General features: G+C 47.9%; 10 protein-coding genes, 3 tRNA genes and 1 rRNA gene. 6 read left to right on the top strand and 8 right to left on the bottom strand.

Going from position 1 to position 15,193, the window contains the following annotated elements; translation table 11 throughout:
* The first annotated feature begins 125 nt into the window (after positions 1-125).
* The 6 genes from EL633_RS08585 (at position 126) to rrf (ending at position 4,016) form a co-directional block, all read left to right on the top strand.
* Positions 126-200, top strand: a tRNA-Lys gene (locus EL633_RS08585).
* Between the two features lie 341 nt (positions 201-541).
* The gene (locus EL633_RS08580) at positions 542-940 is read left to right on the top strand and encodes a response regulator (RefSeq protein WP_126626784.1); all 399 of its coding nucleotides are present in this window, start codon (positions 542-544) and stop codon (positions 938-940) included.
* 182 nt (positions 941-1,122) lie between these two features.
* Positions 1,123-1,377, top strand: a complete 255-nt coding sequence (locus tag EL633_RS08575; RefSeq protein ID WP_126626783.1) for a YtxH domain-containing protein — start codon at positions 1,123-1,125, stop codon at positions 1,375-1,377.
* Positions 1,378-1,570: 193 nt separating this feature from the next.
* Complete coding sequence (locus EL633_RS08570; RefSeq protein ID WP_126626782.1) at positions 1,571-2,503, top strand: metallophosphoesterase family protein; 933 nt, start codon at positions 1,571-1,573, stop codon at positions 2,501-2,503.
* 340 nt (positions 2,504-2,843) lie between these two features.
* Positions 2,844-3,695: a nickel pincer cofactor biosynthesis protein LarC gene (gene larC / locus EL633_RS08565; protein WP_126626781.1), complete on the top strand. Its 852-nt coding sequence runs from the start codon at positions 2,844-2,846 to the stop codon at positions 3,693-3,695.
* A 204-nt stretch (positions 3,696-3,899) separates the two neighbouring features.
* Positions 3,900-4,016: ribosomal RNA gene (gene rrf, locus EL633_RS08560) — 5S ribosomal RNA — on the top strand.
* Between the two features lie 201 nt (positions 4,017-4,217).
* Here the strand turns inward: rrf and EL633_RS36515 are convergent.
* From EL633_RS36515 to EL633_RS08520, 8 genes are all read right to left on the bottom strand, one after another.
* Positions 4,218-4,865 carry a DUF4870 domain-containing protein gene (locus EL633_RS36515; protein ID WP_161982039.1) on the bottom strand — a complete coding sequence of 216 codons (648 nt, stop codon included), beginning with the start codon at positions 4,863-4,865 and terminating at the stop codon, positions 4,218-4,220.
* A gap of 324 nt (positions 4,866-5,189) precedes the next feature.
* Positions 5,190-7,787: an endopeptidase La gene (gene lon, locus EL633_RS08550; protein WP_126626780.1), complete on the bottom strand. Its 2,598-nt coding sequence runs from the start codon at positions 7,785-7,787 to the stop codon at positions 5,190-5,192.
* Between the two features lie 75 nt (positions 7,788-7,862).
* A complete protein-coding gene (gene clpX / locus EL633_RS08545) occupies positions 7,863-9,158 on the bottom strand; it encodes an ATP-dependent Clp protease ATP-binding subunit ClpX (RefSeq protein ID WP_307720616.1) in 1,296 nt (431 codons plus the stop codon).
* 49 nt (positions 9,159-9,207) lie between these two features.
* Positions 9,208-10,641, bottom strand: coding sequence for a trigger factor (gene tig, locus EL633_RS08540; RefSeq protein ID WP_126626779.1), 1,434 nt, complete (start codon positions 10,639-10,641; stop codon positions 9,208-9,210).
* Between the two features lie 343 nt (positions 10,642-10,984).
* Positions 10,985-11,059: transfer RNA gene (locus tag EL633_RS08535), tRNA-Gly, on the bottom strand.
* A 35-nt stretch (positions 11,060-11,094) separates the two neighbouring features.
* Positions 11,095-11,177: transfer RNA gene (locus EL633_RS08530), tRNA-Leu, on the bottom strand.
* Between the two features lie 211 nt (positions 11,178-11,388).
* Positions 11,389-13,011, bottom strand: a complete 1,623-nt coding sequence (locus EL633_RS08525; protein WP_126626778.1) for a serine/threonine protein kinase — start codon at positions 13,009-13,011, stop codon at positions 11,389-11,391.
* Between the two features lie 760 nt (positions 13,012-13,771).
* Positions 13,772-14,617: a DUF4397 domain-containing protein gene (locus EL633_RS08520; RefSeq protein ID WP_126626777.1), complete on the bottom strand. Its 846-nt coding sequence runs from the start codon at positions 14,615-14,617 to the stop codon at positions 13,772-13,774.
* Positions 14,618-15,193 lie beyond the last annotated feature (576 nt).

The raw sequence follows: 15,193 nt of genomic DNA, 5'->3' as shown, positions 1-15,193 counted from the left end.
AAGCCTGGGAAGCAGCTTTATGGTGATGAATTTTTCATCAACCTCTAAAAAATGGTGAAATTGCCCTCAAATCCTCTTGCATTGATTTAATATATGCACTATAATAGGCAACGTCAAATGTTGATGAGCGTGTAACTCAGTGGTAGAGTATCCGACTTTTAATCGGGTTGCCGTGGGTTCGAATCCCACCACGCTCACCATGAACACTACGCTGGCTTTCCAGGATGCCTGTCCCAATAGGCTGATCGGTGATTGTGACATAGAGCACAACAAAGTTCCAGCGTAGTTTTTTTTTATCTGTACACATGTCGATTTCCTGAATCGTACTATATACAGAACTGAGATACCCTTGTATCCGCACTAGGTAAACTCTACTACTACCCTTGTTTTGATAACCTGTATCGTGATACACTTACTGGCAGTATTCAAGCAAAAAAGTTGTGGCAGAACTTTGGCCAATTGAGGAATTCTGCATACAGTAACAGCAATAACGGGAGGCAGTGCTACCGGGCAATTGCGCGGGTGATGGCACTGATTGGATGTGACAAAACGCATACTTGTTGTCGATGACAGAAACGAATTACTCCACCTGATGCGCCGTGTTTTAGAAGACGAGCAATATCAGGTTTCAATCCTGCAAGAAGGCAAAGATGCTTTTACAACCGTGAAGAGTATGCTTCCAGATCTACTCATTCTCGACTTGAAACTGGGCGACATGTCCGGGCAAGATGTTTTAAAGCAGATCAAGGCTGACTCTAACACGGCTGATGTTCCTGTAATTGTCTATACTGCAGCGGTCCTTGAGGCCGAAGAGGTATCGAAGTCAATTGAGAGCCAGCCTGAATTTTATAATGACGTGCACCTGTTGCGCAAACCATTTGAATTGACGGCACTCCTTGACAAAGTTGAAGAGCTTTTGGATCATCCTGGTCATCAATAAGCCACGGCTAATAAGCGGGCGGCGGAGTATGGCAAGGGTATTGGATAGTGTCTGACATATTTCCCTCTACTAGATTTTAAAATTTGCACCTTCTATCTAAAAGTAGTACATAAAGGCGAATGTTGCTTTAGCACCTTCGTTTATTTGCTATACTTAAGTTATATAAGGAAAGGAATCAAGCAATGAAATTTACGATAGGTTTACTCGTTGGATTTGGTTTAGGTATTGCGGCAGGTTTATTGATCGCCCCTCAGTCGGGTGAGGCTACACGTGCTCAATTAAACGAGCAGGGTGTTCAGTTGCGCTCAAGTGCCTTTAACGATGAGATCCGTGCTCGTGCCCAGGAGGCATTGGTGCAGGGTCGTGAACTGTATTCACGTACAAAAACTGAATTGAATGATCGTTATAGCCGTGCTAAAAGCGGTAACGAGCTCTAGTTTTCTCCAGGCGCATATCATTTATACAATTATGACCTGTTACTCATCTCTGAGTATCAGGTTTTTTTTTGTAATCAGCCGCCGGTTATTGAACGCATCCTCATTACATCTGTTTAACAATCAAGCAGTACAATGGGGCAGGTAATAAGTACTGAGTTTTGTCGTGAATGCGAGAAGAGGAGTTAATGCTACTATGTCACAACCCATATTTTCTTTCTGGGGCCTTGGAGATTTCCATTACCGCGCTATTAAGGCCTGGAATGATTGTCATACTCAGCGTCTATCTGCACTCTTTGATGATCTTCATGAACTCTGGCAAGCTGACGGCCAGCCCGCATTCTGTGTCTCACCTGGCGATCTCATTGATACATGCGCACCCGAAAATTATGAGCTTGCCAGAACCAGCCTGAAGGCCCAATTGGGTGATATTCCCTTTTATCCAGGTGTTGGCAACCACGAATACCATGGACCTGATGGAGAAGATCCCACGGGTATGGCCGCCACCTTTACCGCCATGTGGGACAAGCCACTGCGCTACTCCTGGGAAGTCGAAGGAGCGGTATGCGTGATGCTGGACTATCCAGATCCTACCACCCTGGCAGATCCACAGCGTGTCTATCTTTCGCAGGAGACGCTCACCTTCTTAGATACCACCCTGCAGCAATACCAGGATCGTCCGGCCATTGTTTTCCTGCACTGTCCGCTGCACAATACCGTCCTGGGCCGGGAAGGAGAAGGGAAGCGAGACTATCATTCGCTTGAACACTTCTTCGCGCCCGAGAATTCAGCTGAAGTACGTGCTATCATTGCTCGTCACCAGAACGCCTGCCTCTTCATTAGCGGCCATACCCACTCAGGCTGGGAGGCTCCCCATCTTGTCACGATCGAACATCTTGGTGAACATCCAATCACCTACGTGAACCTGATGTCCCCCTGGTACACAGGTTATCAAAAAGGGCCTGTGCTGAGCGATGACCATCAATCGGTGCGCTATCGAGCCGACGATCCCGATATCATCCCCAGTTTTTCGTTTCAGATCCATGGGGATCGTGCCTCTATCCGCATCCGCAATCATGCCACCAAAAGCTGGCTAAAAGAGTGGAATGTACCCTTCCATACTAAGTGACATCGTGCGAGCTGCTCTCCCAACGTAACGGCAGGGCTTGCCCCTGAACCTGTAACACGTAAGACCAGGCACAAGCCAGAGGCTGACATGTTTAGCCATGCTCGCCTCACGACGACTACATGTTTGAGGAACATTTCGTACGTGAACTGGAGCAGGGGCAAACCCTGCCGTTACGTTGGGAGACATACCAATGTTCGCTGGCATAGCAGCAAACTTGCAACTTCGCGATCTACGGCATAAGCTAAAGACATCATTGAGCAGAGCTACATACTCTCTATTATCCACTGGGAAGAATTCAGGGATAGTACTGGTATTTTTTGTGTAGAAAGACAGGTTGATAATGTCTCAAAAGATAGCTTATCTGGATTGCCATTCTGGCGTTAGTGGCGATATGTTGTTGGGCGCGTTCCTGGATGCAGGCCTCTCATTTGAAAAGTTGCGTGAAGACCTGAAGGCGTTGCCTGTCGAGGGCTATGAACTGAAGTTGACGCCATATAGCGATCAAGGCATCATCGGATCGCGTTTTGAGGTTGTGTTAACCGATCAGGAGCAGCCTACGCGGGGCTTTACGGCTATTGCCGCCCTGTTAGCCTCATCCCAACTCTCACCCTGGGTACAGCAGACCGCGACCGCTATTTTTCGTACGCTGGGAGAAGCTGAGGCGGCGGTCCATGGTGTGAGCCTGGAAGAGATCCATTTTCATGAGGTTGGCGCAGTCGATTCAATTGTTGACATCGTCGGCAATACGCTGGCCATTGAAGCCCTGGACATCACCCAGCTCTACGCTTCGCCGCTACCATTAACACGAGGACACCTCAAGATGGCCCACGGTCTGATGCCAGTACCCGCACCCGCCACACTGGAGATCCTGAGCGCCGTCAAAGCCCCCTGGGTCCCTACCCAGCTCGAAGGAGAGTTTGTCACCCCCACCGGTGCCGCCATCCTGGCCACCCTGGCTCGTTTTGAGATGCCCGCCATCGCCATCGAGCGCGTCGGCTACGGCTTCGGCAAAAAACGCGTCATCTGGCCCAACTGCCTGCGTGCCTGCCTCGGCGAAACCTATGGACTCCCCTTAACAGCACACAATCATGACCATCATCATGATGAGCATAACCATGAGCACGATCATAACCATGGGCACGATCATAGCCATGGACACGATCATAACCATGAGCACGATCATAACCATTAATTTCCGATACTATGATGGCATGAAAAAACACTGGGCGGCGCCCAGTGTTTTTTCATGCCATCATAACAACCCCAGGTTCCCGTCAGGGAACGAGTACAGGTAATAGTATGAATATTTTTTTACACCTCGAAAAAGCTTGACTTTTGACTCTACTTCTGGTAATATTAACTATGTTGAAACAAAAACACCTGTATGTGCAGGCGAACCGGTGATTTTAACGAAGAAGGCACACCCGTTCCCATCCCGAACACGGTAGTTAAGCTCTTCAGCCCCAATGATACTATGTGGGCAACTGCATGGGAAAATAGGACATCGCCGTTTCACCCGCCCACATGGGTGTTTTTTTTATGCCCATTGCTCCCTCACGAATCATTATTGAGATAGAATCTCGTGTGGAGTCAATCGACCGCAAAGGTCGAACCTACCTGTTTGGCTTCCTTTGATTCTTTGAGCATATGCTCATAAAGAAGGCCAGCTAGCTGATTGAGCTAGCTGGCCTTCTTTATGAGTGAGTCACAGGTCTTAGAATGTGCTAGGAGTCTGGTTTGCGTACTTTTCAGCGTATTCGCCAATATATGGCAGCTTGAAGTACTTACCCTGGAACGCATTGACCAGGCAAATGATCCAGACGACAAAGAATGCTATGCCTGCCAAACCACTAAGGCAGCTTAAGGCTGTGTAGGCCCCTGGAATTGAATTTGCTCCAACGCTCAGAACAATATTTACTACTGTCCATGCGCCAGTGAACATGATAGACTGCATCGCATGGAAGCGCACCATACGATTTTTTTTCTCCATCAGGAAAAAGATCAGTCCACTGACCCACCCAAAGATATAGCTCAGTCCGCTGGCCAGATTTGGGTCGATATTCATGCTCGAGCCTTCACGTCCAGGCGTATTGCTGGTGTATGGGTTCTGCTGACCATAGGGAGGCGGCTGCTGGCCGTAAGGTTGCTGCTGCTGACCATAAGGCTGCTGCTGCTGACCATAGGGAGGCTGCTGGCCATATCCTGGCTGCTGACCATACCCAGGCTGCCCCGGTTGACCATATTGCTGGCCGCTGTAAGGGTCTGTTGGTTGAGGCTGCTGGGGATTATTAGGATTGTAACCGCCGTACTGGCCTGAGCCCGGATACTGACCGGATGGTTGATTTGGATCTTGATAACTCATGATGTCAACCTCTCTTTATGCAAGAATATATTGTGCGCCATGGATGCTTAAATATCCAACTTTCTCAACCCAATAAACGCTTGCTAGTCGAGTCTTTTGTACCTGGATTTTCATTAGTAGATGGGTGCGTCTCAATTTTTTAATTGGCGGTTATCTATAATGAGCTATTTTAGTACAGGCCACTCGGGAAAAGATAAAAGATGTAAGTCCTGATGATAAAAACATGCATTATTGGATTTGAAAGTAGCGCTACGAAGAGGCAATTTATGCCTGCCTCTTCGTATGTTAATCTTTCACTACTATTATAACGGATGAGGATACGATTTATCCAATGTTTTTGTCATCAGGTTTGGTACGCGCGGAAGAATAGAAGTTTGGCTCTGATTGATCTTTAGATGGCAGAATGAAGTCGGCTGATTCTGAGTTATCAGTGTCATCATCCCTATCTTCACGGCCGGGCATGCCAGTGCGCCTCAAGCTTTCTGGCAGGGTTGAAGGTCGTTCATCAAAATGCAGTGGACGTGGTTGGTTGCCCTGATTCTCGTTTACAGGAGCTTCGAGCAGGGCGTATTCAATGACTTGATCCATATTTTCGACCGGCATAAAGTGAATTTGCTGGCGAATCTTGGCAGGAATTTCCTGTAAGTCTTTCTGGTTGGCGGCCGGAATAATCAAGTTGTGGATATGGGCTTGTTGTGCGGCCAGCACTTTCTCTTTGAGTCCACCAATCGCCAGGACGCTTCCGAGCAAAGTTACCTCACCAGTCATTGCCAGATCTGTACGGACCGCTCGATGGGTGAGCGCGGACACCAGGGCCGTAGCGATAGTGATGCCGGCCGACGGACCATCTTTTGGAATGGCATTTTCTGGCAAATGGATATGGAGATCGGTATTATCCTGGAAGCTGGAATCAATATTAAATTCATCGGCCCGGGTACGTATATAGGAGAGTGCGGCGATAACCGACTCGCGCATAACATCCCCAAGCTGGCCCGTGACGAGTAGTTCGCCTTTGCCGATCATTGTGACCACCTCAACCGGCAAGAGAATTCCCCCCATCTCCGTCCAGGCCAATCCCATCGCAGCCCCGATCTGGGTACGCATGATCGGTGGCGCGGTCGTATAACGTGGCGCGCCCAGATACGGCTCCACACTGTTGCTGGTCAGCCGAATATGGGTTTTGGGTTTTTCAAGCACGCGGCGAGCGACCTTGCGACAAATGTTGGCCAGCTGGCGCTCAAGATTACGCACACCGGCTTCACGGGTATACTCGGTTACAATCTTCTGCATCACAGTCTGCGGAACCTTTAACTGTTCCGGAGTCAGTCCATGTTCCTGTAACACCTTTGGTAGCAGGTGTTTCATGCCAATATTGACCTTTTCCTCCAGCATATAGCCGGGTAGATCAATGATATCCATGCGATCGGCTAGAGGACGTGGAATCTGATACTTGATATTACCCGTACAGATGAAGAATACTTCTGAGAGATCAAAGGGTAATTCAAGATAGTGATCGGTAAAAGTACTATTCTGTTGGGGATCGAGTACCTCAAGCAGAGCCGCCGCTGGATCACCACGGGACTCGGAGGAAAGCTTATCGATCTCATCGAGCAGGAAGACTGGATTGCTGACACCGACCGTTTTCATGCTTTGAATGATACGACCGGGGAGGGCCCCGACGTAGGTACGGCGATGACCACGGATCTCCGCTTCATCATGTACACCACCCAATGAGATACGGGCGAATTTGCGACCGAGCGCCTTGGCAATCGACTGTCCCAGCGATGTTTTACCGACACCGGGAGGGCCAATCAGACAAAGGATCTGCCCCTGACTCATATTCTTGGTATTACCATTGCGATGGGCGGCCTGAATACGCAACTGCCGCACCGCCAGAAACTCCAGGATGCGCTCTTTAATACCCTCAAGCCCATAATGGTCTTCATCCAGAATATTGCGTGCATTCTCGATATTAAAGTCCTCGGCACTATGCTCGTTCCAGGGCAGAGCCAGAACCCAATCGATGTATGAGCGGATCACTGTAATTTCGGCGGACTGCGAGGGGGTGCGCTCCAGACGATCGATCTCTTTGCGTACCCGTGTAGCGACTTCAGGTGGGAGATGCTTCTCATTCAACTTGGTACGTAGCTCATCGGCCTCAGACGACGTTTCCATCCCCAGTTCTTCCTGGATGGCACGTAGCTGCTCACGCAGATAAAATTCTTTTTGTGAGCGATCAACCTGTGAACGTACACGGCTACGAATAGTTGTTTCAAGTTCCAGAATTTCAATCTCATTACCCATAATCACACAGATCTTCTCCAGCCGCTCCATTGGATCAAGCGTCTCAAGGAGATCTTGTTGCTGGCCCATATCAGTGACCAGATGGGCTGCCAGGGTATCGGAAAGAATCTGTGGAGTTTTGAGGGCGATAATTGAATTAATATCTTCAACGGAAAAGCGCCGATTTAACTGGGCATAGCGCTCAAAAAGGCTTGTGGTATGGCGGACGAGTGCGTCTGCCTGAGGTCCTGTATGTACAGGTTCAGTTTGTACTTTCACACGCACGCGAATGAAAGGCTCATGGTCCAGATACTCCTCAATAGCAACCCGGCTAATGCCACGAATCAGTACCTGTAGACTACCGTCTTGCTGACGATGCATCGTCACAACCTCGATCAGCGTCCCGACAGGGTAGATATCCTTGGGCTGAGGCTCGTCAATCTCAATGCTACGTTGAGTAGCCGCCACCAGAATATGTTCTGGTTGCATCATAGCTTCTTCTATAGCACGTATGGTCTTCTCACGAGCGATGGGGAGCGCTTGACGATTGTGAGGAAACGCAACGATGCTTTTTAACGCCACAAGAGGATAATCAGTATGCGACTCTTCTATCACTTCCAGGCGTTCTTGCTCACTCATTGGTTTCCACCTATCTTCTAACTGATCAACCACAGAGATTTACACAACTATATGGAAAAAGCAGATGAGTCTGCATTAAGCAGACTCATCTTCAGAATACGTTGTATTGCGTTCACCGCGCGTCACCAGTAGCGGCTTATTATGGAGGTTTATCACATCCCCGTTGATCATCACTTTTTTGACATCTGCACGGGAAGGTATCTCGTACATAATATCTAAGAGGACATCCTCAATAATTGTTCGCAGGCCACGAGCGCCAGTCTTTTGCCGTAAAGCACATTCGGCAGCCGCCTCAAGGGCATCAGTGCTAAAGACCAGTTCAACGCGATCAAGTTGTAAGAATTTCTGATACTGTTTTACGATAGCATTTTTAGGTTCAGTCAAAATACGAATCAGTGCCTCTTTATCCAGGCTATCAAGAGTAACCTCGACTGGTAGACGTCCAACAAATTCTGGAATCAGACCATACTTGAGCAGATCATCAGGGATGAGTTGTGTCAGGATGGTTTCCTTGTGTTCCTTGTTTTCCTTTGTTGCTTTTTCTTCTTTGTCTGAATTGCGGAAGCCCATAGACTTGTTACTGCCGAGACGCTGCTCAACAATCTTGTCCAGTCCTTCAAAAGCACCACCACAGATAAACAGAATATTCGCTGTATTGATCTGAATAAAATCCTGATGTGGATGTTTGCGGCCACCTTGTGGTGGAACATTTGCTACGGTCCCCTCAATGATTTTCAAGAGGGCCTGCTGCACACCTTCGCCCGAGACATCGCGTGTAATTGAAGGGTTATCGGATTTGCGAGAAATCTTATCGATTTCGTCGATATATACGATACCGCGTTCCGCGCGCGCTACATCAAAATCAGCCGTTTGGATCAAGCGCAAGAGAATGTTTTCAACATCCTCACCAACATAGCCAGCTTCAGTCAGGGCAGTCGCATCTGCGATACAGAAAGGTACATCCAGTACCTTGGCGAGAGTCTGAGCCAGGAGAGTCTTACCGCTACCGGTTGGACCAATCATCAAGATATTACTCTTGCCGAGCTCGACATCATCTACCTGCATTCCGACGCCAACGCGTTTATAGTGGTTATAGACCGCTACAGATAACGACTTCTTGGCTCGTTCCTGTCCAATAACATACTGGCTGAGTTGTTCGTAGATCTTCTTCGGGGTGGGTAGCTTGCCTGTCTGGAGGCGAGGTTTGGCAACTGTAGCTTGCTCTTCTTCAATGATTTCTCGACACAAGTCAATACACTCATCGCAGATATAAACGCCACCAGGGCCAGCGATTAAACGCTGAACCTGGTCCTGGCTTTTACCACAAAAAGAGCAACGGTATGTCGTACGCATATTCTTTGAGTTTGCCACGTCTGTCACCTTTCCTGCATGTACAACACAGCACCAAGTGGTTGCATTGCTACTCTACGGTCTCCGTCTTTTGGTCGCCAGATAGAGTTGTTGCTGTTGCGGATTCCTCGGCATCATCTTCAGTTGCCTCGGTTTCGCTCGCGAGTACCGCCGCCTCAGCGTTTGCTATAGCTGCATCTTCTTCTGCAGCTTCCTCACTCTCCGCATCGGGATCGGGATCAGTTGTCAACTCAATTAAGCGCGTAAGAGTTTTCTCACGGCGATAGCTCAGCATGAGTGCACGGATCTGCTCTTCAGTTTTGGGGAGAGGCTGTCCAATCTGCTCATAAGCATTGAAGAGGGCTTCAATCTCGCCGGGATCAACCATGATCTGTTCGTCATTAGCGATCTGCTCCAGTACCAGCTGGCGTTTGACACGCTCTTCGGCATCGGCACGTAGCTCCTGGCGATATTCTTCGCGTGACTTCTTCACCATGTTCAGATACTGATTCATATTCAGATGCTGCTGTTCGAGCATATGCCCAAATTGGTGTTCCATCTCATCAACCTCTTGATCGATCAAGGTTGGATGGATGACAAACGTGGACTTCTCAATGACTTCCTTGAGGGCTTTATCGCGCAACTCTTCGGTTGCCGAGCGTTTCTTGCGCTCAAGAATATTGTCACTGATCGCCTTGCGCAGATCTTCCATGTTGTCGAACTGGTCGTCGCTCACCTTTTTGGCAAAATCATCATCTAAAGCAGGCTCTTGCTTGCTCTCGACGGATAGCACGGTCAGGTCATAGTTGGCTTCTTTTCCTGCCAGTTTCTCATTGGAATAGTCTTCAGGAATGGTCGTGGTAAAGCTCTTACTCTCGCCGGTTTTCATGCCAACGATATGCTCGTCCATACCACTAAATAAACCATGACGCTCTTGCGTAATCTCAAAGGTATTATCTTTAAGATCCGAGATCTGCTGCTCACCAGAGGTTAGTTTAAGATCAGCTTTAATACGATCATCATACTCTACCGGCCGCTCAACAGTCTCCCAGTCGGACAAGCGGTTCTGGAAGCCTTTTAGCTCCTCCTCAACCTCTTCAGACGACACCGTGACCTCTTCGCGGTCAAAATGCATTGACTTATAGTCAGCCAGTTCAACTGGTGTAATCACGGGAACTGTCAGGCTGAAGTGGTAGTCCTGGCCCATCTCGAAGACCGGGGCATCCAGCTTGGGCTGGCTGATCGGGGTCAGGTCGTTTTCTTTCAGAGCGTTACTATAGGCCTCTGAGATCAGGTCGTCTAGACCTTCCTGGTAGATATATTCTTTACCTACACGACGTTCCAGGACTGTACGTGGTGCTTTACCACGGCGGAAGCCCTGTATATCTACTTGTTTCACTAATTTACGATATGCCTTGTCTGAGGCCTTTTGCATTTCGTCCCATGTCACATCTACATTCAGGACGGCCTCACTTGTTGGCAACTTTTCTACAGAGACCTTCACATTTCCTCCAAAGGGTTGTTCTTTACTGTATTTGTGTCACTTGTCTGTGTTTATTATAACTTTATACCAGACGCTTTTCACTTCCCTCTAAAAATGTCGCTGATAAGCTAAAGCATAATGCAATGACACCGTTTGAAAAAAGGAATTGCGTTATTGATACCAGACTGCGGAAAGCGCGAGGGGGAATCACATCCATAGACCACCCCACAGCAGAAGCTTGCATAACCGCATTAACCAACTATCTGTATATGTTACAAACGCGTTGTGATCTACGTCTGATGCAGGTTGCTTGTGCGCTTACCAGAAAGGGCATCCAGAAGGGTACCCTCAGTCTTAGATAAGTTGGAGCGGGAGACGGGATTCGAACCCGCGACATCTTCCTTGGCAAGGAAGTGCTCTACCACTGAGCCACTCCCGCTTAACTGCATTTGTCATTATAATACATCTAGTAAGTGGGCGATGAGAGACTCGAACTCTCACGGTTTATCACCAACAGATCCTAAGTCTGCCCTGTCTACCAGTTTCAGCAATCGCCCCTGTTACTACGGATAGGAGACTATGATCTCCACTTGTGGATAATACATCAGTAGCTCACCTGATGTCAAGACAATTTTGGCTGTATTCTGTCGGGATCGCCGTTATTTCTTAGCTTTGCCGCTTTATCCCGTCACTAATAGCCTTTTGCAAGTGTTTGTCTATGGTAATATGCTCGTTACTTACTGCACTACCCAAAATTTTCGTGCTGTATTAATGATTATTATCTCTCTCTATGTCTGCTGTCCAATCGCCATAATCTTCTTTAACCTTCTCGGTTGCATCAGTATACGTCGCAAAATTTCCCCCTGCCAGATTACCACCAATGTAGGTGTGACAAGTAAGTTTCATAATTTCCCCAGAGGTTAAGGTGACCGTAATATTGACCGCGCCCGCTGTAGTAATGGTCCCTTTAAATGGTCCCGCTTGACCCGCAGTGTGAAATTGGCCACTAATATTGCCATCAGGAGTTTGCCGAATAGTCTGCAATTGGAAAGCCGTTTTGTTCAGAGCAAGCCCTAAATGATGTAAATTTCCACTATAGCATGAAGACATGAGAGCACCACTGATATACTCAGGAGGGGCAGCAGTGGGTGGGTCACATGGTCCTCCATGGTGATCACCATCAGGAGGTGGTGGGCGATTAGGATCAGGCCCATAATAATTATTGCCCTGTGTTTGTTGTGTGTTTGTTGCCGCTGGCGGTTGTTGACGCCAGACCGTGCTCATTAGTACTAATTCTACCGCAACGCCAACCAGAATCAAGGCCAGCAGGCCGAAGAGGATTCTCTGTTGAAGGTGATTCTTCCCATCCACATAGACATGAGCCCTGGCAAGTTTTTTGCTACTTTGAGGTTGTGGTTGGCTGATAACCTTTTTGACATCAACCTGCTTGCGGCTATTCGTGAGCACCTGAATATCTTGTTCGGTGAGGACTGGCTGCTTATGGGTCAGGGCCTTACTGATAGGATCAATTTCTGGTTGCATGGCAGCGATACTTAAGGCTTGCCAGAACTCTTCAACCGATGCATAGCGATCCTTAACCCGTATACTCATTGCCTTTTCAATCACTTTTGACACATTGATGGAGACCTGAGGACAAATTTGATGGGCTGGTTCCAATGGATCTCTCAGGTGTTGTCCTACTGTACGGGTAAGCGCATCGGTTGGTACTTTTCCTGTTAACAAGGTGTAGAGCGTCGCCCCCAGAGCATAAATATCTGTGCGTAGATTGGTGCCCTGTCCATATTGTTCAGGAGAGGCATAGCCGGGTGTGCCGAAACGAAAAACGCTGGTAGTTTTATCCTCGACATATTCTTTCGCCAGTCCAAAATCCACCAGCACGGTCTCGCCGCTCCCCTGGGGAACAATGATATTTGACGGCTTAATATCTCGATGGATAATGGGTGTCTCCTGGGTATGGAGATAAGTCAATGCATCCACGATTGGTGTAAGCAAAGTCAGGGCCAGAGCCAGTGAGAAACGTTTCTCAGGCTGATCACGGCGCAGTTGTTCTAGGTCCCTGCCCTGCACATAATCCATAAGCATATATGTACGATTGAGACTAGTATCCTCAAAGACCTGATATACTTTGGGTAGTGACCGATGGGAGAGACGTTGCAACAGACTGGCTTCAAATGTCAGGTGATTTCGTTCCTCACTATCTGGATCAATAATTTCTTTAAGAGCATAATACTCTTGTTTGGAACGCCGTGTTCGGATAAGATAGACGGCGCTAAAGCCCCCCTGCCCCAACAGCGTTTCTATGATGTAACGTTCTCCCGAAGGATCCTGGATGGTTGCTCCTACGGGAAGCGCCTGTTGTTCTTGCAGCACACAACACCTCTCATGCGCAAACCAATACGATGATTTTAAGCCCTATATATATATAACATGTTCCTTAACAGATTAGAAGTATGTCCTGCCGCACACGGGTAAAAACGATCATTCCGAGTGACTTTTGTCGTTGGGTTGGATCTCGCTTTTACCGAGGAACATATGACCAGCCACACGCGGGCCCTGAAGGGCCCAACCTTCTATTCAGGGTGGCGTGAAATCGGGTGCCTGGCACCCGATTTCACGCCACCCTGAATAGAAGGTTGTCATGGTACCAGATGCGCTCAAAAACCAATGGGTGAACCAGGGATTTCACGCCCCCCCTGAATAAAACTGTCATGGCGCCAGAGGCGCTCAAAAACCGATGGATGAACCAGGGATTTCACGCTCCCCCTGAATAAAACTGTCATGGCGCCAGAGGCGCGCAAACACCAGTAGGTGAACCAGGGATTTCACGCCCCCCCCTGAATAAAACTGTCATGGCGCCAGAGGCGCGCAAACATCGGTGGGTGAACCAGGGATTTCACGCCCCCTTGATTGAAATTGTCAGGGCGCCAGAGGCGCTTCAACGGTTTTACGTGTAGTGTCAAAAAATGAGCTGTGCTCATTTTTTGACACTACACGTAAAAGAGGCTAGGCCCTTCAGGGCCCGCGTGCGGCTAGCTGCACACTCCACAATAAGAGTGGGAAACAACCACTATCTCTAACATAGAGTGACCAGCAGAGCTAGCAAGACAAGAAAATCACCAACAAAATCAGACTATGCCCTGCGCTGCTGCACATGCCGCCCTACACCAAGTCCAATCATGGCTAACATTGTCATAACCAGCAGCCAGATGGCGGGAACCGGAGTGGCAAAATCTGCCAGGACTGGTGGGGCTCCAGTTTGTGGCAAGCCAGGAATTCCCTTTGCTGTTGCCGTTACTAACTGGGCTTTAGGATCGCCATCAAGCATACCGACAGCGAAAACACTTGTCACCGTATTTGCTTCCAGTACTTTTGGGATGGACAACGTCTTATTCGTCTGTGGTACTGTGAATGTGAATGTACAAGGGCCGGTATCAACCGTAGTGTATGGGCTATCATCTTCATAATCCATACCGGTAATCTTGTCATCCTCACCAATGGAGACATCCACTTTGCTGGCATCTGGAATCAGGTGATAGATGCGTACTTTAGCGCGATTACTCACGACCTGATTATCATCCACAAAAACCTGTAGATTCAAAGCATCAGGTTTTTCACCCACGGCCGCAATCGTATATGCTTTTCCGGCTTCAACAGGAAGCGTCTTGCTGAGCGCGGATGCATTAATGCCTTTTCCTACCAGTGCGATTTGCACCTTATGATTGCCGGATGGTAGAGCCGCATAATCTGTAATAGAGGCGAATTGGAAGCTGTTTAAGAACGGTTTTCCATCGACAAATACATCAGCGGTACCAACATACGGAGAAGCATGAATGACACGTACATATGATGTATCTGTATCCGCAAACGCATGTGGTGTAGAGCCACTAGCAATAGTGTAGAGTCCAAACAGAAAAAATATTACCATTAATACACAAATGCGGCGAAGAAACGTGTTACAGAACAGTGAACCCTTCATACAATCTTCCCCTTTCCTGATTCTTAAAAGGTTATACAATAAGAGATATTATTATATACACGGAAATAGACATGTAAAAAGTTTGACGATGTCGAATATTAGGGTATGATTACAATCTAATAATATTCTTATTATACCTTTAAGGCCAGCTAATTCCGGTAATGATCTGGTTGCGAAAAATGGATTCTCCTCTGTTTTTCATCCGGTTTCTTAACCAGCAGAATGCAGGGCTTTTTCATTTTCAGCCGGGAGTAACTGTCAGGCAAATCATATACAGAGTATTTCTGGTGTGGTGTGTGTTCTGTGGGCGGCCGCGGCCGCCCACAGAACACACACCACACCAGACTCCGGCGCCGTAGGCGCCAGGAAGAGGAAAATTAAAAAGCCCTGGGCAGAATGAATCAATTTTGCGCTATAGAAAGATCTTTACTAGTATATATAGTATAGTAACTACCAGATTTTTTGTAATGGGATTTTTGTGGCGTCATTTAAATTAGTCACATTTTCAGAGTGACATCATCCTATGATTATAATAAAGTACATATTCTACCAATTTGCTTCCTGGTGTATAGAAAG

Origin of the sequence: Dictyobacter alpinus (assembly GCF_003967575.1) — a bacterium.
GTDB lineage: Bacteria > Chloroflexota > Ktedonobacteria > Ktedonobacterales > Ktedonobacteraceae > Dictyobacter > Dictyobacter alpinus.
The sequence above is the reverse complement of the archived record's forward strand: the minus strand, read 5'-3'. Positions and strand labels throughout refer to the sequence as shown.

Coding starts and splice junctions, on each gene's coding strand:
- EL633_RS08575 (WP_126626783.1), top strand. CDS start 1,123: ATGAAATTTACGATAGGTTTACTCGTTGGATTTGGTTTAGGTATTGCG.
- EL633_RS08570 (WP_126626782.1), top strand. CDS start 1,571: ATGTCACAACCCATATTTTCTTTCTGGGGCCTTGGAGATTTCCATTAC.
- larC (WP_126626781.1), top strand. CDS start 2,844: ATGTCTCAAAAGATAGCTTATCTGGATTGCCATTCTGGCGTTAGTGGC.
- EL633_RS36515 (WP_161982039.1), bottom strand. CDS start 4,865: ATGAGTTATCAAGATCCAAATCAACCATCCGGTCAGTATCCGGGCTCA.
- lon (WP_126626780.1), bottom strand. CDS start 7,787: ATGAGTGAGCAAGAACGCCTGGAAGTGATAGAAGAGTCGCATACTGAT.
- EL633_RS08520 (WP_126626777.1), bottom strand. CDS start 14,617: ATGAAGGGTTCACTGTTCTGTAACACGTTTCTTCGCCGCATTTGTGTA.